General features: G+C 61.1%; 21 protein-coding genes. 17 read left to right on the top strand and 4 right to left on the bottom strand.

Annotation, left to right across the window (positions count from 1 at the left end; all coding sequences use genetic code 11):
* Positions 1–59 precede the first annotated feature (59 nt).
* From K6301_RS19590 to K6301_RS19575, 4 genes are read left to right on the top strand one after another with little or no spacing between them, the layout of a single operon-like run.
* Positions 60–689: an HAD family hydrolase gene (locus tag K6301_RS19590; protein WP_247222225.1), complete on the top strand. Its 630-nt coding sequence runs from the start codon at positions 60–62 to the stop codon at positions 687–689.
* Positions 686–1,468: a DeoR/GlpR family DNA-binding transcription regulator gene (locus K6301_RS19585; protein WP_247222224.1), complete on the top strand. Its 783-nt coding sequence runs from the start codon at positions 686–688 to the stop codon at positions 1,466–1,468. Before K6301_RS19590 ends, K6301_RS19585 begins: the two co-directional genes overlap by 4 nt.
* Before the next feature lie 14 nt (positions 1,469–1,482).
* Positions 1,483–2,490 (top strand): glycoside hydrolase family 3 N-terminal domain-containing protein, encoded by a 1,008-nt coding sequence (locus K6301_RS19580; RefSeq protein WP_247222223.1) that lies wholly within the window; start codon positions 1,483–1,485, stop codon positions 2,488–2,490.
* A 1-nt stretch (position 2,491) separates the two neighbouring features.
* Entirely contained in the window at positions 2,492–3,700 is a 1,209-nt protein-coding gene (locus K6301_RS19575) for an MFS transporter (RefSeq protein WP_247222222.1), read from the top strand.
* Positions 3,701–3,787: 87 nt separating this feature from the next.
* Here the strand turns inward: K6301_RS19575 and K6301_RS19570 are convergent, their stop codons facing one another.
* The gene (locus K6301_RS19570) at positions 3,788–4,669 is read right to left on the bottom strand and encodes an alpha/beta hydrolase family protein (protein WP_247222220.1); all 882 of its coding nucleotides are present in this window, start codon (positions 4,667–4,669) and stop codon (positions 3,788–3,790) included.
* Positions 4,670–4,976: 307 nt separating this feature from the next.
* Here K6301_RS19570 and K6301_RS19565 point away from each other — a divergent pair, with 307 nt between their 5' ends.
* The 4 genes from K6301_RS19565 to K6301_RS19550 all read left to right on the top strand — a co-directional run bounded on the left by K6301_RS19565 (position 4,977) and on the right by K6301_RS19550 (position 8,747).
* Positions 4,977–5,642: a transcriptional regulator gene (locus K6301_RS19565; RefSeq protein ID WP_247222219.1), complete on the top strand. Its 666-nt coding sequence runs from the start codon at positions 4,977–4,979 to the stop codon at positions 5,640–5,642.
* Between the two features lie 118 nt (positions 5,643–5,760).
* The gene (locus tag K6301_RS19560) at positions 5,761–6,273 is read left to right on the top strand and encodes a hypothetical protein (protein WP_247222218.1); all 513 of its coding nucleotides are present in this window, start codon (positions 5,761–5,763) and stop codon (positions 6,271–6,273) included.
* Between the two features lie 293 nt (positions 6,274–6,566).
* Positions 6,567–7,802 (top strand): M24 family metallopeptidase, encoded by a 1,236-nt coding sequence (locus tag K6301_RS19555; RefSeq protein ID WP_425475428.1) that lies wholly within the window; start codon positions 6,567–6,569, stop codon positions 7,800–7,802.
* A gap of 54 nt (positions 7,803–7,856) precedes the next feature.
* Positions 7,857–8,747 carry a LysR family transcriptional regulator gene (locus K6301_RS19550; RefSeq protein WP_247222217.1) on the top strand — a complete coding sequence of 297 codons (891 nt, stop codon included), beginning with the start codon at positions 7,857–7,859 and terminating at the stop codon, positions 8,745–8,747.
* Positions 8,748–8,807: 60 nt separating this feature from the next.
* On the opposite strand, the gene K6301_RS19545 is transcribed toward K6301_RS19550, so the two are convergent.
* Entirely contained in the window at positions 8,808–10,037 is a 1,230-nt protein-coding gene (locus K6301_RS19545; protein WP_247222216.1) for an ROK family transcriptional regulator, read from the bottom strand.
* A 156-nt stretch (positions 10,038–10,193) separates the two neighbouring features.
* Here K6301_RS19545 and K6301_RS19540 point away from each other — a divergent pair, with 156 nt between their 5' ends.
* From K6301_RS19540 to K6301_RS19515, 6 genes are all read left to right on the top strand, one after another.
* Positions 10,194–11,741: an FGGY-family carbohydrate kinase gene (locus K6301_RS19540; protein ID WP_247222215.1), complete on the top strand. Its 1,548-nt coding sequence runs from the start codon at positions 10,194–10,196 to the stop codon at positions 11,739–11,741.
* Between the two features lie 174 nt (positions 11,742–11,915).
* Positions 11,916–12,917 carry a substrate-binding domain-containing protein gene (locus K6301_RS19535; RefSeq protein WP_247222214.1) on the top strand — a complete coding sequence of 334 codons (1,002 nt, stop codon included), beginning with the start codon at positions 11,916–11,918 and terminating at the stop codon, positions 12,915–12,917.
* A 150-nt stretch (positions 12,918–13,067) separates the two neighbouring features.
* Entirely contained in the window at positions 13,068–14,054 is a 987-nt protein-coding gene (locus K6301_RS19530) for an ABC transporter permease (protein WP_247222212.1), read from the top strand.
* Positions 14,054–14,848, top strand: a complete 795-nt coding sequence (locus K6301_RS19525) for an ATP-binding cassette domain-containing protein (protein ID WP_247222211.1) — start codon at positions 14,054–14,056, stop codon at positions 14,846–14,848. The genes K6301_RS19530 and K6301_RS19525 overlap by 1 nt, the downstream gene beginning before the upstream one ends.
* Before the next feature lie 49 nt (positions 14,849–14,897).
* Positions 14,898–15,929, top strand: a complete 1,032-nt coding sequence (locus K6301_RS19520) for a beta/alpha barrel domain-containing protein (protein WP_247222210.1) — start codon at positions 14,898–14,900, stop codon at positions 15,927–15,929.
* Positions 15,926–16,978, top strand: a complete 1,053-nt coding sequence (locus K6301_RS19515; RefSeq protein ID WP_247222209.1) for a carbohydrate kinase family protein — start codon at positions 15,926–15,928, stop codon at positions 16,976–16,978. Before K6301_RS19520 ends, K6301_RS19515 begins: the two co-directional genes overlap by 4 nt.
* 85 nt (positions 16,979–17,063) lie before the next feature.
* Here the strand turns inward: K6301_RS19515 and K6301_RS19510 are convergent, their stop codons facing one another.
* Positions 17,064–17,819 (bottom strand): SDR family NAD(P)-dependent oxidoreductase, encoded by a 756-nt coding sequence (locus tag K6301_RS19510; protein ID WP_247222208.1) that lies wholly within the window; start codon positions 17,817–17,819, stop codon positions 17,064–17,066.
* Positions 17,820–17,989: 170 nt separating this feature from the next.
* Here K6301_RS19510 and K6301_RS19505 point away from each other — a divergent pair, with 170 nt between their 5' ends.
* Positions 17,990–18,865, top strand: a complete 876-nt coding sequence (locus K6301_RS19505) for an AraC family transcriptional regulator (protein ID WP_160870364.1) — start codon at positions 17,990–17,992, stop codon at positions 18,863–18,865.
* 34 nt (positions 18,866–18,899) lie between these two features.
* On the opposite strand, the gene K6301_RS19500 is transcribed toward K6301_RS19505, so the two are convergent.
* Positions 18,900–19,898 carry a GlxA family transcriptional regulator gene (locus tag K6301_RS19500; protein WP_247222207.1) on the bottom strand — a complete coding sequence of 333 codons (999 nt, stop codon included), beginning with the start codon at positions 19,896–19,898 and terminating at the stop codon, positions 18,900–18,902.
* Positions 19,899–20,037: 139 nt separating this feature from the next.
* Between K6301_RS19500 and K6301_RS19495 the strand changes: the two genes are divergently transcribed.
* Together K6301_RS19495 and K6301_RS19490 are read left to right on the top strand one after the other, a co-directional pair.
* A complete protein-coding gene (locus tag K6301_RS19495) occupies positions 20,038–21,078 on the top strand; it encodes an ABC transporter substrate-binding protein (RefSeq protein WP_247222206.1) in 1,041 nt (346 codons plus the stop codon).
* Between the two features lie 4 nt (positions 21,079–21,082).
* Positions 21,083–22,096: an ABC transporter ATP-binding protein gene (locus K6301_RS19490; RefSeq protein WP_247222205.1), complete on the top strand. Its 1,014-nt coding sequence runs from the start codon at positions 21,083–21,085 to the stop codon at positions 22,094–22,096.
* The last annotated feature ends 2 nt before the right edge of the window (positions 22,097–22,098 follow it).

The following is a 22,098-nucleotide window of genomic DNA, read 5'->3' as shown; positions in this document are numbered from 1 at the left end:
GCGTAAATGCGCCTATTCGTGCATAAGCGAATCAACTTTGTGCACGAAGAGGCAAGAAAATGAATCCCAGCATCGTGGTTTTCGATATCGGCGGTGTGTTGATCGACTGGAACCCGGCCTATCTCTATCGCAAGCTCCTTTCGGATGACGTGGCGGTTTCGGCGTTCCTGAGCGATATCTGCACGGGCGCTTGGAACGAGCAATTCGACGCTGGCCGCCCCTTCGCCGACGGTATTGCCGAACTTTCGGCGCGCCATCCCGAACAGGCCGAGTTGATCGAGGCCTACTGGCTGCGTTGGCATGAAATGCTGGGCGGCGAGATCGCTGGAACCGCGGAGTTGCTCGGTCGCCTGAAGGCGGGTGGCGTTCCCGTGCATGCGATCTCGAACTGGTCGGCCGAAACTTTCCCGCGCGCCAGGAAGATTTTCCCGTTCCTGGATGCGTTCGAGGTTCTTGTCGTCTCGGGTATGGAAAAACTTGTCAAGCCGCATGCGCCGATCTTCGAGCGCTTTCTGAAGCGCGCAGGCGTTCGTGCGGAACAATGCCTGTTCATCGATGACAACGTTGCGAACATCGCCACGGCAGCGGCGCTGGGATTTCACACGGAGCATTTCCGAAGCGCAGAGGTGCTTGAAGCGCGTTTGATATCGCTTGGCCTTTTGGCGAGCGAAGCGGAGGCGATGGGGTGAACGCAGACAAAAAAGAACTGGCGGCGCTTTCTCCGGAGGAGCGGCAGGCTGTCATTCTCGAGAGGATCAATACCGCGGGGCGCGTGCTCGCCGCGCCATTGGCGCAGGAGTTCGGTGTCTCCGAGGATTCGATCCGCCGCGATCTGCGCGACCTTTCGGATGCAGGCCTCGTGCAACGGTTCCACGGTGGCGCGGCACGGCTTGTCACGCCGGCACTTGATTTTCATCGCCGTGAAACGCTCCATTCCGAAGAGAAACAGGCGATTGGCGGCGCGGCCGCGGCCTCCATCCCCCAAGGCGCGACGCTCCTGGTGGATTCCAGCACGACCATCGTGCGTTTCGTGCGCGCCCTTTCGCCGACGCTTGACGTGCGCGTCATCACGACGGCCGTCGATGTAGCCGCCGCGGCGCTGGACCATCCATCCGCCGAGGTGATCATGCTCGGCGGGCGTCTCGGCCGGTTGACGCGTAGCGCCACAGGCGTCGCGGCGATCGATGCGATCCGCGCCCTGCGCGTCGACTACTGCATTCTCGGCACCTGCGGCGTTGCCGAGGACATGACATTGCGCGCCGACGATTATGAGGACGCGCTCCTGAAATCAGCGATGATCCGCGCAGCGAACAAGACCCTGCTTCTGGCCACTGCCGAAAAGCTCGGACAGACGGCGACCTATGAGGTGGCGCCGGTATCCATGATTTCAACGCTGTTCACCAGCAGCAAGAATACAGCGATCCTCAAGGCCATACGTGACGTTGGCATCGATGTGGAAGCGGTTTGACGGAGTATGAGACGATGACGGATTTTTTAGTCGATCAGGACGCAAGGGCGGTCATCCTCCCCGCTTTCGACACACTCGATTTTGCGGAGGTCATGCTTCCCTTTGTCGAGCGGGGCGGCTGCTCCGTGCTGATCGGGGAAAACCGGGCGGAATATGTCGCCCGCGCCATGTCACCGGACCGATTGGCGAGAGAAACGCCGAAGCGATTTCATGCCTGCATCGCTGCATTGAAAGCCGTGACGCCTCATCTTATCGTCGCTGTCGATCAGGAACTCGGCGGTATCCAGCGGTTACAGGGCTTGGTGCCGGCACTTCCCACCCTTGAGGAAGCGCAGGCCTTGGACGACGAGGCGTTGGCAGAGCATTGCCGGGTCACTGCGGCCGCGGCGCGCGAACTCGACGTTACAATGTTCCTTGCCCCCGTTGCCGATATCGTCGATGGCCAGAACCTCTGGCTGCGCGCCCGCACGATGGGTGTCGAGCCGCAAGATGTGGCACGGGTCGTGTCTGCCTTCGTGAAGGGTATCCAGTCGGCAGGCGTCACGGCGGTAACGAAGCACTTCCCCGGCTTCAACGATCTTGCTGAAGATCCGGCGCTCGTCGACGTTTCGCTGTTGTCGCCGCGCGAACGCATTCTCCAAAATGCACTCCCGTTCACCGCCGCCATTGAAGCCGGCACAAAGGCGATTATGACGGGGCCGGCGCCGGTGGCCGTGATTGACCCAGACAACGCCGCGAGCACGTCGCCGGCGGTCATGGCGATGCTGCGGAACGACTTCGGCTTCAAGGGGCTGGTCGTCAGCGATGATCTCGATGCACCCGCAACCCTGCGCGGCCGCACACTGCTGGAAACCGCGATTGCGTCCCTTAATGCCGGTGCTGACCTGCTGCTTGTCGGCGGTGGTCCGCATCTCGACACGCTATGTGAGGGCATAGCAGCTGCGACGCGGGCAGGGCGCATCATGCGGGAGCGTGTCGGTGATGCAGCAGCCCGCGTCAGGCAGAACGCGACCGGTGTGTGACATGACCTCCAATCAGGCTGTTCCATCGACATGGCGGTCTTCAAGCCGGCTGCAATGCACGCTCTTCTTTCTCGCCGCCGGCCTCGGCATCGGTGCCTGGGCGTCCAGCCTGCCGCTCCTGGCAGCGGGTGTCGGGCTCGACAAGGGGCAACTCGGGCTTGTCCTGCTGTGCTTCGCCCTTGGTGCGATCGTTCTCATGATGACGATTGGCCGCTACATCGATCGGGTGATCAGCAATGAAACACTCAGCCTTTGCGGCGGCGCGGTGTTCGGTGCGACTTTCCTCGCCATTCCGTTCATCGAAAATCCGGTTGCGCTCGGTGGAGCCGTTGTCGTCGCCGGTGCAGCTTTCGGCACACTCGACGTCGCCATGAATACGGGCGCCTCGCGGATCGAGCAGGAAACGGGAAGGCATCTGATGTCGTCCTTCCACGCGGTATTCAGCGTCGGCAACCTTGTCGGCGCGCTTCTCGTCGGCCAGCTGATCGGGTACGGCGGCGGCCTGCTCGCATGCCTGGGCATTGCCGGTCTGCTGGTTCTGTCGTTTTCCTTCGTCTCCCGCCTGATCGCAGGTCGGGTGGAGTATTCGGCGGTTTCTTTCGGGGTGGGCAGAAGCGAGCCTGCGGCCGGTCTCGGTGCCGCACAGCGAGCTTTGATCCTTCTGCTGGGCGCGATCGGGTTTCTGGCCATGCTTGCCGAGGGCGGCGTGATGGATTGGACAGCGATCTACATGATCGATGTGCTCGGCCGGCCAGAAAGCCATGGCGCCTATGCATTTGCGGCCTTTGCCGCGGCCATGGCCGTTGGTCGTTTCGCCGGCGATGGCCTCGCGCGCCGGCTGGGCCATGGGATCATCATCCGGGCAGGCGGGCTGATCTGTGCTTTCGCGATCGCCATCCTGCTGTTTGTCGACCATGCATTTCTGTCCTTCGCATCACTTGCCTTGTGCGGCTTCGGCGTTGCGAACATGGTGCCGGCGGTTTTCGCCAGTGCAGGACGTGTCGGCGGGAGGGCTGCCGGCCGGGCCATCTCCATCGTAACGACCATGGGCTACACTGGCCTGTTGCTCGGGCCCGCCGTGCTGGGCTTTCTTGCGCAGGCAACCACGCTCGTAGTGAGCTTCGTGGTGATCCTGATCGCTTTTCTGGTAATAGCCGGCATGACGGTGCCACTTGATCGTCGTCTCAAGCGCTCCCGAACGGAGCACTGAGTTCGGCGCTCATGGCAGGAGCGACCTGCCATGAGCACGCGCCCGCGCGGGAGGTGCAACGTTTCTCGACGGGCACGTTCATGATTCCTAGAAATTGGTCTTGAACCATTCGATCGTCGCGGGAAGCAGGACCTCGTCGACGGTCTTCGCCGTAGTTCCGGCGTTCCAGTCATGGTCGGAATCGACCGTGATGAGATCATCGGGACCTTCGTGATAATCGAGCAAAATCTGCCCGGCCGCCGGCTGCGGTGTCACGACCGTCTCCTTCAGCCCGACGATGACCCGCAAGGGACCGGGATAGCGACCAATCGCGCCCACCGGCGTCACTTTTGGAAGTTCGCTGAAAAAGGCGCCCTTGAGCTTCGTTTCGCCTCCCCACGACAGCTTCGCCGTCGTAACGGTTTCCGCCGGCCCGGACATTGCGTTCTTCACGGTATCAGCACCCATGATGGTGCTATAGGTCGCGACGGGATTGGTTACGGGTGCCCAGAGGACGACGGCGGATGCCTCCGGCCTCAGAGCGGCCAGATGCCCACCGACAAGACCGCCCTGGCTATAGCCGAGAATGCCGATCTTCGAAACGTCAACGGTCGGAAGGGCTTGCAGGTAATCGAATGCGAAAACAGCGTCCTTGATCTGTCCTGAGAACGTGGTGTCTTCCCAATTTCCGTCGCTCTCTCCCGATCCGTTGAAGTCGATGCGCAGGCTGGCGATACCGCTATCCGCAAGCCGTGCAGCGGTATAGGCGAAAAGTCCCGTTGTGCCTCCTGCGATGGGAAATTCGTTCTTCTGGCCGGTGAAGCCATGGAGCATGAGGACGACGGGCGGGTTCTTCTCATTGTCCGGTAGGTTCAGGATGCCGGCGAGCCCTCTTCCGCCACTTTCAATTCTCACCGCCGTTTCCGCAGCATGACCGGCGGTTGATACGAGGGCGAGAAGCAGCGTTGCCGCCACAGAGCAGACATTCATCACAGTTCACCTCTTGTTGTTGGCTTTGAGCAATCTTCGCAAAGTGTGCTTTCATGCCAATTTCGCGTTGATGAGAAAGGTGACGCGAACAGAAGCATGACCCGAGGATTGTTGTCGATCAGATGTCTGCCGTCTCGACGGGGCGCAGCCGCGACAATCATGTCGGTGTGGGATGACAAGTCCCCCACGGCCCCGACACGAGATGTATAACAGACTGGACTGAGGGATGCGTAATCATTATGGAGTAGGCCTGCGGCTGCGCTGATGTGCCGTCGAACATTTCCTTGGATATGTAGGGCTTCCAACTTTGAAAAAAACGCAACGTAGTTTTGCAGTCGAATACAAGGGTCGACGCAAGCCGGACCCCAAGTCCAACTCGATCTGGGGCGGCATTGATCTCAAATCTGTTGCCCGCGATGTTGAGGAAGAGGCGGTGCCATATGCTCCAGGCAATCAATCGGACGGCAGATCCGCCGGCGATGTGCTTGCCTCGAAAGCTGAGGCAGTTGAACCGTTCTTGACAGAACCGGTTCGGCAGCACACAACTGGAGCAACCAACGAGGAGACGACCATGGCTGACGAAAGCGAAACGACGACCACTGTAGATGCACCGGCTGTTGTTGATACGCCCACCGCGGCGAAGAAGCAGCGCCGACCGCGCGCCAAGAAGGTGGCTGCCGAAGCGGCTTCCGCCGGCACCGCATCGGAAACAGCGGTCGTTTCGAACGACACGGCTGGAAAGCAGAAGCGGGGACGCAAGGCGAAACCGGTCGAAGCTGTCGTTCCCGCAAAGCCCAAGCCCGTGAAGCGTGTTCCGAAGCCCGTGAAGAAGACGCCTGCCGTCTCCAAGGCGACCGACGATATCTCGGATCTGTTGCAGCTTGAGGAAGAAAACCAGAAGCTGCGCAAGCTGCTTGCTGAAAAGCTTCGCACCGAAAACGCCGACCTGCGCAAGCGGCTCAAGCTCGATTAATGCCGGCAGTCGGCCGATGATCGGCCGCGGGTTCATGTGTTGACGAGTGTTCTGATGACGTTTGACCGCGTCAGCGTGTGAACTCGCAGTCTGCAGGCGGATAACGCGGGGTCGATAAATGGCGTCTCCTTGGAACATCCTTGCCCGGCTTGTGTCGCCGCGACGCCAGCAACGGCAGGAAGATGACCCGGTCGAAAAGCCGAACGTTCCGGCGATTGCGGATTCGACAGAAAAGCCGGCGGCCGTCGATCAACCCGACGGCCCTTCCACCGCCCGCTCGCAGCCTGAAGATGCTGCCGGCGGCACCGTTTCTGACGGGACGGTGGAGAACGATAACGCCGATGTCCCGAAAGACGTCGGTAGTTCCTTTGCCGATGTTTCTCCAAACAAAACCCGAAAACCAAACAAAGCCAGAAACACTGCCAAACCCGCATCGGCTAAGCGAAAAGGCCGTGCCGGAAACGTGGAGCCGCCCGCTGCTGCCGCGCAGCCTCCGCAAGTTCCTCCTACCGTCTCCGAGCAGATGACCAGTCTGGACGAAGAGATCAGGACTTTCCGCGAGCAATTGGCGAGCAAGCTTCGCCTCCAGAACGCACAGCTGAGGACGATGCTGGAACGTTACGAACGTTAAGCTGCCCGCCTGGTCCGCCGGTTTGGCGTATATCGGAGAGATGCCGATCAAATCGCTTTCACCGTGGGATAGGAAGAGCGAACTTGTATCGAGCAAAGGCGCTCGGGGAGGGCGTGGCTTATTTTCTCGCAATTCTCCGTGACGAGGTCGAATGCGAATTCGTCCCTGCGCTTTGATCCCCCATTGGATCTCTTATGCGTTCATTGAAACTTCTAATTTTCTTCCGGCGGCGAAGGCTTCTACCTTTGGCCTTGTCGAACGGCCTGGTTGGCCGCGGGTGAAGGAGTTTTCGAATGGATATGCTTGCCACCGGCCTGCTGAACCAGCTTTTGCGCCTGCAAAAGATGCACCATGGCGAGAAGGCGCAGCCGACATTTTCTGCCGATGAGATGGAGCGACGACAGAATGCCATGCGCGGGATTCTTGAGGAGCTGAAGCTCGATGCAGCCGTCCTGACCTCGTATCACAATATCTGCTACTTCTCCGACTTCCTCTACTGCGCCTTTGGTCGTCGTTACGCCTTCGTTATCACATCCGAAAAGGCGACGTCGGTCACCGCCGGTATCGATGCCGGCCAACCTTATCGCCGCACCTTCGGTGACAACCTGACCTACACCGATTGGCAGCGCGACAATTTCTTTCATGCGCTGCAAACATTGCTTCCGGGCGCTGTACGTCTTGGCATCGAGTTTGACCAGGTTACGCTGGAGCTGCGGCGCTTGCTTGAGGAGGCGTTCCCCGACGTGGAGTTCGTCGATATAGCCGGACCGACCATGTGGTTGAGGACGATCAAGTCCGATGAGGAAATCGCCCTGATCAGGGAGGGAACAGCGACGGCGGACCTCGGCGGTGGCGCGGTGGTATCAGCCATTGGCGAAGGCGTACCGGAGTATGAGGTGGCCCTCGCCGGCACCCAGGCCATGGTCCGCCATATTGCCGCGCGCTTTCCTTCATCGGAACTAAAGGATACCTGGGTCTGGTTTCAGTCCGGTCCTAACACGGACGGCGCACACAACGCAGTGACATCGCGCCGGATGGAGAAGGGCGACATCCTGTCGCTCAACTGCTTCCCGATGATCGCGGGCTACTACACTGCATTGGAGCGGACACTCTTTCTCGATCATGCCAGTGACGAACATCTGCGGATATGGGAAGTCAACTGCGCCGTCCATCGTCGTGGTCTCGAACTGCTGAAGCCCGGCGCGCGCTGCGGCGATATCGCCACGGAGCTAAACGACATCTACCGCAGCCATGGGCTGCTCGGCTACCGCTCCTTCGGCTATGGCCACTCCTTCGGCGTGATGTCGCATTATTATGGGCGTGAGGCCGGCGTCGAATTGCGCGAGGATGTCAACACTGTGCTCCAGCCGGGTATGGTCGTATCCATGGAGCCGATGCTGTCTATCCCGGAGGGAATGCCTGGCGCCGGTGGCTATCGCGAGCACGATATCCTCGTGATGACGGAAAGTGGCAGCGAGAACATCACCGGCTTTCCCTTCGGGCCCGAGCATAATATCCTGCCGGCCTGATCTGTCCGCGGGCAATATGAAACGGGCCGTTCCCGCGGCTCGTTTCGATTTTATGTGAGTGCCGTCGCCGTGAGAAACATTCCAACCGATGTCCTTCGGACCTTCCTCGCGGTTATCGACTTGCGCAGCCATACGCGCGCCGCCGAACAGCTTGGCCGCACGCAGCCGGCGATCAGCTTGCAGATGAAAAAATTGCAGGAGCTGCTCGGCGTGCCGCTCTTTGCCAAGGATGCCGGTGCACAGCCGACCGAGGCAGGAGAACTTGTTGCAAGCTATGCTCGCCAGATGCTGACGCTGAACGACGAGATGGTGCTGCGTCTTTCCAGACGCGACCATCACGGCAAGATTCGCCTCGGTATTCCGAACGACTACGCCGACCACTTCCTGCCGAAACTTATGCCGCAACTTGCACGCAACGGCCACGACTTCCGCTTTGAAGTCGTCTGCGACCTCTCCCATGCTTTGCTGCAAGGCTTGCGAAAGGGACTATATGACATGGTCGTCGCGATGACGCCGGACGGACCTGCTGAAGGCGCTTTCATGACGTGGAGGGAGCCGCTCGTCTGGGTTGGCGAGACCAAGACCTCGGTTATCACCGACGCCAATGCGAATTTGCGCGTCGTCTGTTTTCCCGAAGGGTGTCTCTACCGGCGTGCGATGCTCACCGCTTTGCAACGCGATGGCCGCGGCTACGAGCTTGTTTACACGAGCCCCAGCCTATCGGGTTTGGAAGCCGCGATCGGATCTGGATACGGCAACACCGTCCTAGCTCGCCGTATCGTGCCTGCCAGGCTTGCAACGCTTGACGATGTAGCTAGCCTTCCACGGCTTGCCGATGTGGTCGTCGGCATCTATCTCGGCTCCGACCAAAAACGTTCACCCGTTGCTGAAAGCTTCGCCGCGCATTTTGCCGATGCGTTTGTTGCCGGCAATCGCGCGGCTTGATTGGTTGTCCTTCGTGCGCGTGAGATCTGGACGCTTCGCTTGTCGATCAATCCGCGCGTTTCAACCGTCCGCTCTCATGCGCACGCCGTCCGAATTGGAGTATCGCTCGAGCAATTGCTCGACTTTCGCGACACCAAAAAGGTCATCCAAGATGAGATACGCCGCCCCGAACAGGGCGCTGTCTTCTTGCGCCGTCGACAGCACAATCGAGAGGTTACGCGTCGCCAGCGGCAGGCAGCGCTGATAGACGAGCTCGCGAATGCCCGAGAGCAGCAAGTCTCCACCGCGCGCCAGCGTGCCGCCGATGACGATCAGGCTGGGATTGAGGATGCTGACGACATCGGAAACGACCTCGCCAATGGTTCGACCGGCCGCCCGCAGTAGCATGAGCGCCTCCGGTTTGCGCTGATCGACATGGTCGATGACATCGCGGGCGGTTTCCGCGTGAAAACCACGTGCGGACAGATCGCGCGCGATTGCCCAACCGGCAGCGCGCGCCTCTATGCAGCCGAATTTTCCGCAGCGGCAGAGCGGTGCATCGTCCGACAGGAACTGGATATGGCCGATATCGCCTGCAGCGCCCTGTGCGCCGCGAAAAAGCCGGCCACCGGCAATCATGCCACTTCCGATACCCGTGCCGATCTTGACGAAGACCATGTCGTCGATGGCCGGAAAACGGCGCTTGTGTTCGCAGATGGTCATCAGGTTCACGTCGTTCTCGACATAAACCGGCACGGCAAAACGGCGCTTCAGCCAGCCGATGATATCGAACTCATCCCACCCGGGCAGGACCGACGGGCCGACGACGCAGCCGCGCTTGAAATCGACCGGCGCGGGCAGGCTGAGTCCGATGCCGACAAAAAGGCCGTTCGTCTTCTGCGCATCTTTCGCCAATGCAGAAATCGCATCTCCGATTTGTGCCAGCGTTACATCCGGCCCGCTGCTAATCGAAAAGGGCAGCGTCGTCTCGGCAAGGATAGCCGGCTGCAAGTCCATGGCTGCAAGATGAATGTGCGTTTCGCCGATGTTGGCGACGATCAGGAACCCGCTTTCCGCGTTGATCGCGAGGACGCGCGTGGGACGTCCGCCGCTCGGCAGCGTGTCCTGCGTCTCGCATACGAGCCCGCTTGCTAAAAGCCCGTTCAACCGCTGCGTGACCGTGGCCCGCGACAGGCCCGACGCCTCAAGCAATTCGGCGCGTGATGTCGCCGCTCCCGAGGCGATCAGGGACAGCAGGCTTCCCGCCCCGTCGATCATCGTCGCGTCGATACTCTGGTTCGGTTTTTTCATGCAAAGCTCCCGTCATCCCCGCTCTAGCGGGAAAGGCCGGCGAAATAAAGCGAGGAATTTCTGTGCAACGGCCAATTATGTATAATAAAATACATAAGATTGCTATTTATGTATTATTTTGTATGTATCGGGTGATTGTGGGTGGAGAGATCGTTCGTGCGTACATATCTTATCGGGTTGGACTACGGTTCCGAGTCTGCGCGGGGCGTGCTGATCGATGCGGAAAGCGGGCAACAGGTGGCCCATCACGTCCATCCCTATCGGCACGGGATCATGACGACTGTGCTGCCTGAAGGAAGCAGTATCCCTTCCGGCTTCACGCTGCAGAATGCCAATGATTACACGGAGGCTGCAGCCAACATTCTCTCGCGGTTAGGACGCGGGCGCGCGATCCACGGCATCGGCCTCGGTTTTACCGCCAGTTCGCCGCTTCCCGCCAGCGCCGACGGCGTGCCGCTGTCACGACTGTACCCTGGCGATCCGCACGCCTATGTAAAGCTCTGGAAGCACAACGCGCAGGCCTACGCGGACAGCATCAATGCCCGACCGGCTCCTTTTCTCGACAATTTCGGGGGACGTGTCTCCGGCGAATGGCTGCTGGCGAAGGCCGCGCAGATTGCGGCGGAAGCGCCGGCGCTGTGGGCAGCGACGGACCGGTACATCGAAAGTGGCGACTGGCTTGTTTGGCAATTGACCGGGCAGGAGGCGCGAGGCCTGGGCTTTGCCGCCTTCAAGGCGCAGTTTTCGGTCGAAGCCGGTTATCCCGCGGGTATAGTGGAGGGCCTCCACGAGCGGCTTTCAGCCCCGCTGCCCGTCGGGTCGGCAGCGGGAACGTTATCGGCGGAATGGCGCGACGTGACGGGTATCAAGGGCGCTGCAGTCGTCGCCGTCGCGGTCATCGATTCGCATGTTTTGCTGCCGGCCATCGGTGCTGTCTCACCGCGCTGTTTTGTCGGCGCGCTGGGGACATCCGCCGCCTATCTTTATCTCGGCGACGCGTACAGGCCACTGCCTCCGGGCATCGAAGGTGTCGCCTTCGATGGCTCGATGCGCCAGCTCTGGTGCTACGAGGCAGGCCAGCCGAGTTTCGGCGACACGCTCGCGTGGTTCGTGCGGACGTTTCCGCGCGGCAGGGACACGCAGGCAAGCTTCCTTGCCTACAACGAAGAGGTGTCCGGGCTTGCGCCTGCGGCCGGCCGTCTTGTGGCGATCGACTGGCTGGGCGGCAACCGTGTCCCGTTCGCTGATGGCAACCTGACCGGCCTGCTTGCCGGCCTGACGCGCCACACAACGGCTGGTGAAATCTATCTCGCCCTGATGGAGGGCCTGTGCTTTGGCGCGCGGACGATCTTCGATCTTTTTCCGTCAGGTGGATTGCCGGTGGACCGCGTGTTGATGGCAAGCGGCCTGGCGCGCGCAAATCCTTTGTTGATTCAGATGATGGCAGACGTGCTCGATTGCCGCGTCGAAGTCCCCGACATCGAAAATGCCACGGCCGTTGGTGCTGCCATCCATGGCGCTGTGGCCAGCGGCGCTGTCGAGACGTATGCCGAAGGCGCCGCGCGTTTCGGTGCCCAACGTTTTACACATATCGAGCCGCAACCGATGAAGGCATCGCGCTATCGATCCGTTTATGAAATTTACCGAGGCCTGACATCGGGTGGAACCGTTCACTCGGCGATGCATGCGCTTCGTGATTTGTGACCAGGCACGATTTCGGCTGCCCGTTGATTTTGCATAAAAATATACAAAACATAAGTTTTTAGCATTTGACTTTATCCAAAAGAGATGCGCAAATTCCCTCGGCCTTTGAGGAGAGGTCGTGCCGGCCGTGAGAGCCAGAAGGCTCGGCGGCGTCATTAAATTTGGGAGGGTTTCATGTCGCTTCATAGCATTCGCACATCCGCGCGTTCGACGGCTTTCGGCGTGCTCGGCCTTGCGCTGGGCCTGACTTTTGCCGCTGGGTCCGCTTCAGCGGAAGACGTCATCGTCGGTCTCGTTACGAAAACCGAGGTTAATCCATTCTTCGTCAAGATGCGGCAGGCGGCCGACGCCCGCGCCAAGGAAAAGGGCGTCAAGCTGATCGCGCGCGCCGGCAAGTTCGACGGCGACAACGAAGGCCAGGTTGCGGCCATCGAGGACCTGATCAGCGCGGGCGCCAAGGGCATCCTGGTCACCCCGAACAATTCCTCCGGCATGCTCGATGTCATCAAGAAGGCACGCGAGGCCGGCGTGCTTGTCATCGCACTCGACACGGCAACGGACCCGGCGGATGCGGTCGATGCCACCTTCGCGACCGACAATTTCGAGGCCGGCGTGCAGCAGGGCACCTATGCCCGCAAGGCGCTCGGTGACAAGAAGGCCGTCGTCGCCATGCTTGACGGCACGCCCGGCGGCACCGTCGACACGTTTCGTCACGACGGTTACCTGAAGGGCTTCGGCATCGCGGAAGGCGATCCGTCGATTGCCGGCGCGGCGATCACAAACGGCGCGCAGGACAAGGGCCAGATCGGCATGGAGAACCTGCTCTCCAAGAACGGCGACATCAACGCCGTTTATACGATCAACGAACCTGCCGCCGCTGGCGCCTATGCAGCGCTCAAGTCGTTCGGCAAGGAAGGCGATGTCATGCTGACATCGATCGACGGCGGCTGCGCCGGTGTGCGCGACGTCAAGGACGGCAAGATCGCGGCGACCGTCATGCAGTTCCCCTACAAGATGGCCGCTATGGGTGTCGACGCGGTTGTTGAATATGCAGCCACCGGCAAAAAGCCGAGCGGTTTCGTCAATACCGGTTCCTTCCTGATCACGGACAAGCCGGTCGAGGGGCTGGAATCGAAGGATACCGCCTGGGGTCTCGAAAACTGCTGGGGTGACTGAACGCTTTCTCCCGGTGGGGCCATGTGAGGCTTATGCCGAGCGTGGCCCCGTTCGGAGATTGCTGCACCCGTGAGCGCGCCGCCGGCTGCCTCCAGCGGACGTTTCCCGGGTGGGCACGCCGCGCAAGATGACCATCAGCATGAGATCGCCATGACAACAGCCACCGTTTCTCCAGTTGAGACGCCGCGAAGCCTGAAATCGCGCATCCTTGGAGCGCCCTCGGCGGGACCGCTGCTGGTGTTGATCGGCTTCTGCCTGATCTTCGCGCTCAGCAATCCGCGCTTCCTGGCAACGCACAACCTGTCGATTATCCTGCAGCAGACCGTCATTATCGGCGTGCTTGCCATCGGCCAGACGCTTGTCATCCTGACGGCCGGCATCGATCTGGCAGTGGGCGCCATCTGCGTTCTCGGCACGATCGTTGCGGGCAAGCTGGTCAACCTCGGCTATGATCCCGTTCTATCGATGGGCTTTGCCATCCTGCTTTGCACGGCAGCCGGCCTTGCCGCTGGCGGCCTCGTCAGCGGACTCAGGCTGCCGCCTTTCATCGTCACGCTCGGCATGCTCGGCATTCTGACCGCCGCCTTGCGGCTGATCTCGGAAGGTGGCGCGTTTCCGGTGCGCGATCCCTTTCTCGCGTGGACGGGCAACACGATGAAGCTCGGCGGCTTCGTGCTGACCTATGGCGTGCTGATCATGTTCGCGCTCTACGCCATCGTCTGGTATCTGCTGAACCAGACGAAATGGGGCCGCCACGTCTATGCCATCGGCAACAATACCGAGGCAGCGCGCCTTGTCGGCATTCCGGTGCGGCGGCATCTGCTTTCGGTCTACCTGCTCGCCGGACTGATCTATGGCATTGCCGCCTGGCTCGCGCTCGGGCGCATTCCAAACGCCGATCCGAACGCGATGCAGAGCGCCAATCTCGATTCGATCACCGCCGTGGTGATCGGCGGCACCAGCCTTTTCGGTGGGCGCGGCGGCCTGATCGGCACCCTGATCGGTGCCCTGATCGTCGGTGTGCTGCGCAACGGCCTCACGCTCGCCGGCATCGATCCGCTCTGGCAGGACCTGGTCACGGGCATCCTCGTCATCATCGCTGTCGCACTCGATCAGATGTCCCGGAGGAAAAGCTGATGTCTGCCGAGACCACGCCCCTTCAGGCTACCGGTACAAAGCCCCATATCGTGCTCGAAGCACGCAACGTGGTGAAAACCTACGGCCATGTCACCGCACTCGACGGCGTCGACTTCGAACTGCGCGCCGGGGAAATCCTGGCCGTCGTCGGCGACAATGGCGCCGGCAAGAGCACGCTGATCAAGGCGCTGACAGGCGCGCTGCACCCGACCAGCGGGGAAATCCTGCTGGATGGTGTTCCCATCCATTTCAAGGGTCCGCTCGATGCGCGTCATGCCGGTATCGAGACGGTGTATCAGGATCTGGCCGTCGCCCCGGCGCTCGACATCGCCTCCAATCTCTTCCTTGGCCGTGAACTGCGTGCGCCCGGCCTGTTGGGAAGCCTTTTCCGTCGCCTTGATAAGAAACGGATGCGCGAGGAAGCCCGGCGCGCAATGAACGAGTTGAAGTTCCGCCTGCCGGCAATCGACAATCCTGTCGAGTCACTCTCTGGCGGCCAGCGACAAGGGGTGGCGGTTGCGCGTGCGGCGCTCTTTGCCCGCAAGCTGGTCATCATGGATGAGCCGACCGCCGCGCTCGGCGTGCGCGAAACCGGGCAGGTGCTGGAACTCATCCGCTCGATCCGCGATCGCGGCCTGCCGGTGGTGCTGATCAGCCACAACATGCCCAATGTCTTCGACATTGCCGATCGCATTCACATCATGCGGCTTGGCCGGCGTGCGGCAGTCGTGTCGCCGAAAACCCATACCATGAACGATGTCGTCGCCATCATGACCGGTGCTGCGACGGCCTAAGTCTTCCCGCCCGCCTTCGGGCCGGGCCGCAACGAAAGGAAATAGCCTCATGTACCGCCTCGATCAGAAGCTCGCGCGCATCCGCGCCGGCCAATACACGCGAAACGACTTCATCATCGCCGATGCCAAGGACGGTGATATGGGGCCGAGCATGACGTCGTGCGGCCCCAAGCGCGCCAAGGACGGTACTTGGTCGCGCCACTACACCCGGCCAGAATTCCTGGAAAACATCCGTGCCGTGGTCGAGCAGGACCTCGTTGATATCATGTTGACATCAGCCTCCAACATGGAGGCGCTGATCGATATGGGCGTCTACCGTAACAGCGCTGTGAAGCCTGCAATCCGCGCCAACGACACGACCGATGTGTGGGTCTGCCGCGGCGCGACCTATTCGAAACGGCCGTCGCGGCCTTTCCGGACGGCATCCCTTTCGCGCGTTGCCACCGGCACCATCGACGCGGCGCTGGGCGCTCCGATCACCGGCACGGACCTCGGGCTTTATTCCATCACGTTCAACAACGATCTCGACCATGACTACCAGGCGCTGGAGGCGTTCCATGCGTTCCGGGAGGACGCTGCGCGCAACAATTTCAAATACTTCCTCGAAGTCTTCAATCCGAATGTCGATTCCGGTATCGCGCCTGACGTGGTGCCGCACTATGTCAACGACGTCATGATGCGCTGCCTTGCCGGTGTGACGAAGGCGGACCGGCCGCAGTTCCTCAAAATCCCATTCAACGGGGCCAAGGCAATGGAGGAACTCGCCTCCTATGACCCGAGCGTCATCGTCGGCGTTCTGGGCGGCGGAGCGGGAACGACGCGGGATTGCTTCGAACTCCTGCACCAGGCCGAACGTTTCGGCGCGCGGGTGGCCTTGTTCGGCCGCAAGATCAACCTTGCCGAAAATCCGCTGGAGATGGTGCGTTTCATGCGCGAAGTCGCTTCGGGCACGATTACCCCGTCCGAGGCCGTAAAAGCCTACCATGCCAGCCTTTCGAAGGACGGGATCACGCCTATTCGAGCACTTGCCGAGGATAACGTCGTCACCGAAGCGGTTCTCAAGGCGGAACAGTCGAAATGACCAGCGGCCGGCGGGGTATTCTCACAGCCGGCACGTGGTGTGTCGATTATAATCGCACGGTCAGCCACTGGCCCGGCGAGGATGGCCTTGCCGAACTGTTCGAGGAAGAGCGTCACGGCGGAGGATCGGGCTGCAATCTCGCCGTCGACATCAAGCTGCTCGATCCTGCCATCCCCGTCGAGACGATCGCTCTTGTGGGAGACGATGACGACGGCCGCTTCCTCATGGCGACCGCCACGGCCGCCGGGATCGATACGCGGCAGATGAGGACGACGGGAGGTGCTGCTACGCAGTTCTGCGATGCCTTCGTGTCGCGCGCAACGCACAGGCGCACCCATATCTTCCATGCCGGAACAGGTGCACTGCTCACGCCCGAGCACTTCGACTTTTCCGAAACACGAATGCGCATTCTGCATCTCGGTCTGCCCGGCGTGCATCGAATTCTCGATTCACCCTGGCAGGACGAGCCGAATGGCTGGGTGGCCGTCCTGAAGAAAGCGCGCGCGGCGGGCCTGCTGACCAATATGGAACTGGCGAGCATCGAGCCGAACCTGATGGCCGCGCTTGTCGCGCCATGCCTGCCGCATCTCGATTATCTCATTGTCAATGACGTGGAGATCGGGGCGATTGCCGGGATCGAGACCGCTCTGGCCGGTACGCCGGACAGGGACGCCTGTATCCGGGCGGCGCAGGCGGTCACGCAGCGGGGCGCGATGAAGCTCGTTGCCGTGCATTGCCCGGGCTTCGCGATCGCCGTGACGCTTGACGGGGAGCATACGGTCCTGCCCTCCGTTGCCATTCCCGAGAGCGAGATCAAGGGCGCAAACGGCGCCGGCGATGCTTTTGCCGCCGGCATGATCTATGGCCTCCACGAGGAATGGACAATCTCACAATCACTGCAACTTGCTCATGCCGCCGCCGCGGCGTCCCTTCGCAGCATCTCCACGACCGGTGCGATCGTGCCATGGCGTGAGTGCCTGTCCCTCGCGAAAACGTGGGGCGTTCGCGCTCCCGGAGGTGACGGCCTGTTGCCTGCCGGCGCTCACTGAACGAAATGGGACAGCGCCGCCTTTGCCAGCATGGCCAACAGAGCGGTGGGCGCGCCGCTTGGCTCGCTCACCGCTCCGGCCGAGGTCAGATAGCCTGGCCGCCGGAAACCTCGATGCGCTGTGCGGTCACCCAGCGGTTGTCATCGGAGAGCAGGCTCGCGACCATCGGACCGATATCGTCGGGCAGGCCGACGCGACCGAGTGCCGTCAGCTGGGCGAACTGTGCGTTCAGATCCCTGTTATCGCGCACGACCCCACCGCCGAAATCGGTCTCGATGGCGCCCGGAGCGACGGCGTTTACGGCGATGCCGCGCGGGCCCAGTTCTTTCGCCATATACCGTGTGAGCGTTTCGACCGCGCCCTTGGCGGACGCGTAGGCCGAGAATCCTTCATAGGAGAAGCGTGTGAGCCCGGTCGAGAAATTGACGATCCTGCCGCCATCGGCGATCAGTGGCAAAAGCGCCTGGGTCAGGAAGAATACGCCCTTCACGTGCACGTTGAACAGCCCGTCGAACTGTGCCTCGGTCGTCTGCTGGAACGGAGCGAATTCGCCATGGCCTGCATTGTTGATCAGATGATCGAACGTTTCCCGGTTCCAGATTTCCCGCAGGCTGCCACGCAGCGCATCTGCAAAAGCCGGAAAGCTTGCTATGTCTGCAACATCGAGCTGGAGAGCGACGGCCTTGCGGCCCATGGCTTCTATTTCCGCGACGACCTCGCTTGCCTGGGTGGCGTTGCCACGATAGGCCACGATGACATCACCGCCGTGGCGGGCAATCGCGATGGCTGTGTTGCGGCCAAGGCCGCGATTGGCGCCGGTGATCAGTGCGATTTTACTCATGGAATGTTCCTTCCGTCGTTGGGGTGAGCCCAAGATGGCGCGGAGGGGCCTCGAAGAGTTGCCTGTTCCTCGCCGAGTTTTGCCTGTTTCTGCGAATTTCGATGATATGGCTTGCAAATGAGCTAATATCCTTGCCTGATACGGCAACGAAATTTTTATAAGACCTTCTCATGCACACTCTTCTCGACCTTGTTCGCCGTCATACCAATGGCCATTCCGACCGGTCCGGTTTTGCGCCCACGCCCTTTCGTGGTTTGGGTGCGGTTCGTGTGCTGCATCCGGGCGAATTGCAGGTCGCGGTGCAAAAGCCATTGATAGCGATCTGTCTTCAGGGCCGCAAACGCGTGACCATGGGCACGAAGAGCTTCGAATATGGCGCAGGCGAAGCCCTGGTCATCACGGCCGATGTGCCGACGATAAGCCAGATTCTCGATGCAAGCCCGTCAGCTCCGTATTATGCAGTCGCGCTCGAACTCGATGCCGCACTCCTACGCGCGCTGACCACCGAGGCCGATCTGCGTCCGGTCGATGCCGGCCCGATCCATGTCGAGCCGGCGGACGCCGACGTGATGGATGCGGCGCAGCGGTTGCTGCGACTGATGGAGAGGCCCTCCGCTCTGCCGGTGCTGGGTGACGCGTTGATACGCGAGATGCATTACTGGCTGCTGACAGGCCAGCATGGTGCCGCGATCCGTTCGCTTGGCAGGGCCGATACCCACGCCGATCGTATAGCACGGGCGGTGGCACTGATCCGCCAGGACTATGCAGGCACGCTGCGCGTTGGGGATCTCGCAGCAGAGGCGGGGATGAGCGAATCGTCCTTTCATCAGCATTTCCGCGCTGTCACCACGCTGTCGCCGCTTCAGTTCCAGAAGCAGCTGCGGCTGATCGAGGCGCGCCGGATAATGCTCATGGACCGTGCCGGCATCGCCCACGCCGCCCACTTCGTCGGCTATGAAAGCGTGCCGCAGTTCACGCGGGATTACGCGCGGCTGTTCGGCATGCCACCCGGCCGTGATATGCGTGAGGCGAGGCTGGGTGCATGACGCCGCGCAGAACGGGACGTCTCGGGGCCCGATTTCAGGCTGCACTGCTTGGGCTCGACGACGCCCGGAAAGTGCTGGGCGTCTGTCCGAACGCCTTGCGAAACTCGCGCGAAAAATGCGCCGTGTCGGCGAAGCCCGTGATGTTTGCGATCTCCATCACCGAGAGTGAGCCGCCCGATAGAAGGTAGCGCCCATAGTTTAGCCGCATGCTTCTGAACGCTTGTCCTATCGTCTGATTGAGATTTGCACGGAACAGGCGCTCAAGCTGGCGGTGGGAAATCGCGCAGTACCGTGCAATCGCAAGGCTGTTCGGCGGCTGGTCGAGTTGCTGCTCCATGAAATGCAACGCTTTGCGCACGCGGCTGTCGGTTCCATCGGGCGGCAACTGGAAGAAGTGCGCCTGCGGTACGCTTGCCGGTCGCATCGATGTGAGCATCATGTGGCGCATGACCTGCCGCGCGCGTTCCGATCCGCAGTGCCGCACGATGAGATAAAGCGCCAGATCGATGGCCGCGGTCGATCCGGCGCAGGTGATGACATCGCCTTCGTCGACAAAAATCCTGTCCATGGAGATCTGCGCCCGTGGAAACCGGCTCTTGAAGGCCTCAAGAACGTTCCAGTGGATGCAATATCTCCGGGCGTCGATCAGGCCTGCTCGGGCAAGCGCGAAACTTCCCGTGCAGACTCCAAGCAGGCCGATACCGAGATTGTGGGCCGACCGGATGAGGTGGAGCAGTTGAGGCGACGGGGTATCATCGTCGAAACTGTTGCCACCGCAAATCGCTACGTAATCATAACCGGTGGGATCGCGCGGGGCTGGCAGCGTTGTTACAGACAGACCGCAACTGGCGTGAACCTGGCCCCCCTTCAGCGAGTATACGCTCCAGCCGACACGGATCTGCCGGCTTTTGGCCGCGTCGTCCGCCGCCAGCCGAAGCGCGTCTATGAAGCCGGAAAAGGCCGCCAGCGTGAACTTGTCCTGCAAGACGAAGGCGATACGCAGCTCCAAGCTATTTTCCGGTGTTTTCGTCAAGGCTCGTCCGTCCAGCTTTGTCGATAATGTTCAACCATGTGGCCATATTATTCAATAGAGATCGTCTTCTTACTGCTATGGTCCTCCCCGGACAATGATCCCAAGCGCAAAACGCGCCACCCCAGAGACGGAGAACGAGATGTGGAATAAAGTATTGATGAGCACGGCGGCGGCACTTGTCGGTCTGTCGCATGCAGCCCATGCCCAGACGACGCCGCAATCGATTACGGTCGCCTACTACGGTGGCAACTGGGGTGAAGCATTCGACGCGTGTGTCGCCCAGCCTTTCACGAAAGCAACCGGAATCAAGGTCGTCGCCGAGATCGGCAATTCCACGACGACGCTTTCCAAGCTGCAGCAGCAGACTGGCGAAGCGGTCATCGACGTCGCCTATATGGATGGCGGGATCAGCGAGATCGCCGAGGCCGCTGGCGTTCTGGCGCCGATCGATCTGGAAAAGCTCTCCAATGCCGGCGCCCTTCAGCCGCAGGCGATCTACAAGAACGGTGACCACGCGTTCGCTGTCAGCGCGGGCTACTATTCGCTCGGCCTCATCTACAACACGTCCGAGGTCAGCGACGTGCCCCAGAGCTGGGAAGAGCTTTGGAACGAGAGCTATGCGGGCGCCGTTGCCATCCCTTCGCCCAACAATTCGGCCGGCGTCCCGTTCGTGATTTTCCTGGCCGGGGCTTTCGGCGACAAATCCGAAACCATGGATGCCACTTTCGCCAAACTGAAGGCGCTCGACACCGGTCTGCTCTATGATACGTCGGGCGCGGCATCGAACGCGTTTCAAAGCAACGAAGTCGTCATTGGCGCCCATTTCAACGTCGGCGCATGGGACCTCATCGACGCCGGCCTTCCGATCGGCTTCACCGTTCCCAAGGAGGGCGTGTGGGCAACGGACGCTCGCATGCATATCGTCAAGGGAACGAAAAATGCCGATGCTGCCGCACAATTTATCGACACCGCATTGACCGCCGAGGCGGCGAGCTGCCTTGCCGAAAAGCTCTATCTTGGTCCGGCTGTCACCGGCGTGACGCTTTCACCCGACGTGGAGAAAAAGCTGCCTTGGGGTGCCGGCGGATCGATCGAAAGTCTGCGCCTCTTCGACTGGTCGGACGTCAACACCAAGCGTCCCGCAGTCACCGACCGTTGGAACCGCGAAATCGCGAACTGAGCCAATGACCCTGCTTGCCATCCACGACGTCTCGAAGTCCTTCTCAAGCCACCGAGCGCTCGATCGCGTGTCGCTGGATGTCATGCAGGGCGAGTTCATTTCTCTGCTCGGTCCGTCCGGCTGCGGCAAGACGACACTTCTGCGCGTTATTGGCGGCTTCATGTCGGCCGACGGTGGGCGCATCATCATCGATGGGCAGGATGTGTCGTCGTTGCCGCCGGAGCGGCGGCCACTCAACACTGTTTTCCAGAACTATGCGCTGTTCCCGCACATGACGGTTCTGGAGAATGTCTCGTATGGCCCGCGGCGTGCCGGCGCTTCTCGCAAGGAAGCGGAAGTGCGGGCGCAAGAGGCGCTGGAAATGGTTGGCCTGGCCGCAATGGCACCGCGCAGCCCGCGTGCGATGTCGGGTGGTCAGCAGCAACGCGTTGCGCTCGCCCGCGCCATCGTCAACAAGCCCAAGCTCCTGCTGCTTGACGAGCCGCTGTCTGCACTGGACCTGCAGCTGCGCAAACGGATGCAGATCGAACTCAAACAGCTGCAGGTCCAGCTCGGCATCACATTCATCTTCGTGACACACGATCAGGATGAGGCGATGGCCATGTCCGACCGGATCGCAGTGATGTCTGCCGGCCGTATCGAACAGATCGACGAGCCCGAGACCATATACCGTCGGCCGCGCACCCGTTTCGTCGCCGATTTTATCGGCGAGGCGAACATCTTGCCAATGCAGAAAGACGGGCGTTCGCTCGCGCGCGACGCTGCTTTCGATGGCGTGTTGCGTCCGGAGAACCTTCGTGTCTTTACGCGCGCCGACGGCCTGCCGGACGGCTGGCTTTCGCTTCCGGCGACCGTTTCGGCGAGCACATATGTTGGCGGCACGTCCAACATCTATATGGTCTCCGGCGACCGGTCGTTGCATGCGCGCAGCTACGGCGTCCTGCCCGGCGACATCCGCGAAGGCGTCGAGATCATCGCGGGATTCGATCCGGCCGACATCCATATCCTGGAAGGGTAGGG

Origin of the sequence: Shinella oryzae, from assembly GCF_023038235.1 — a bacterium.
GTDB classification, from domain to species: Bacteria; Pseudomonadota; Alphaproteobacteria; order Rhizobiales; family Rhizobiaceae; genus Shinella; species Shinella sumterensis.
Note: the sequence above shows the minus strand (reverse complement) of the source record. Positions and strands in the feature narration are given on the sequence as shown.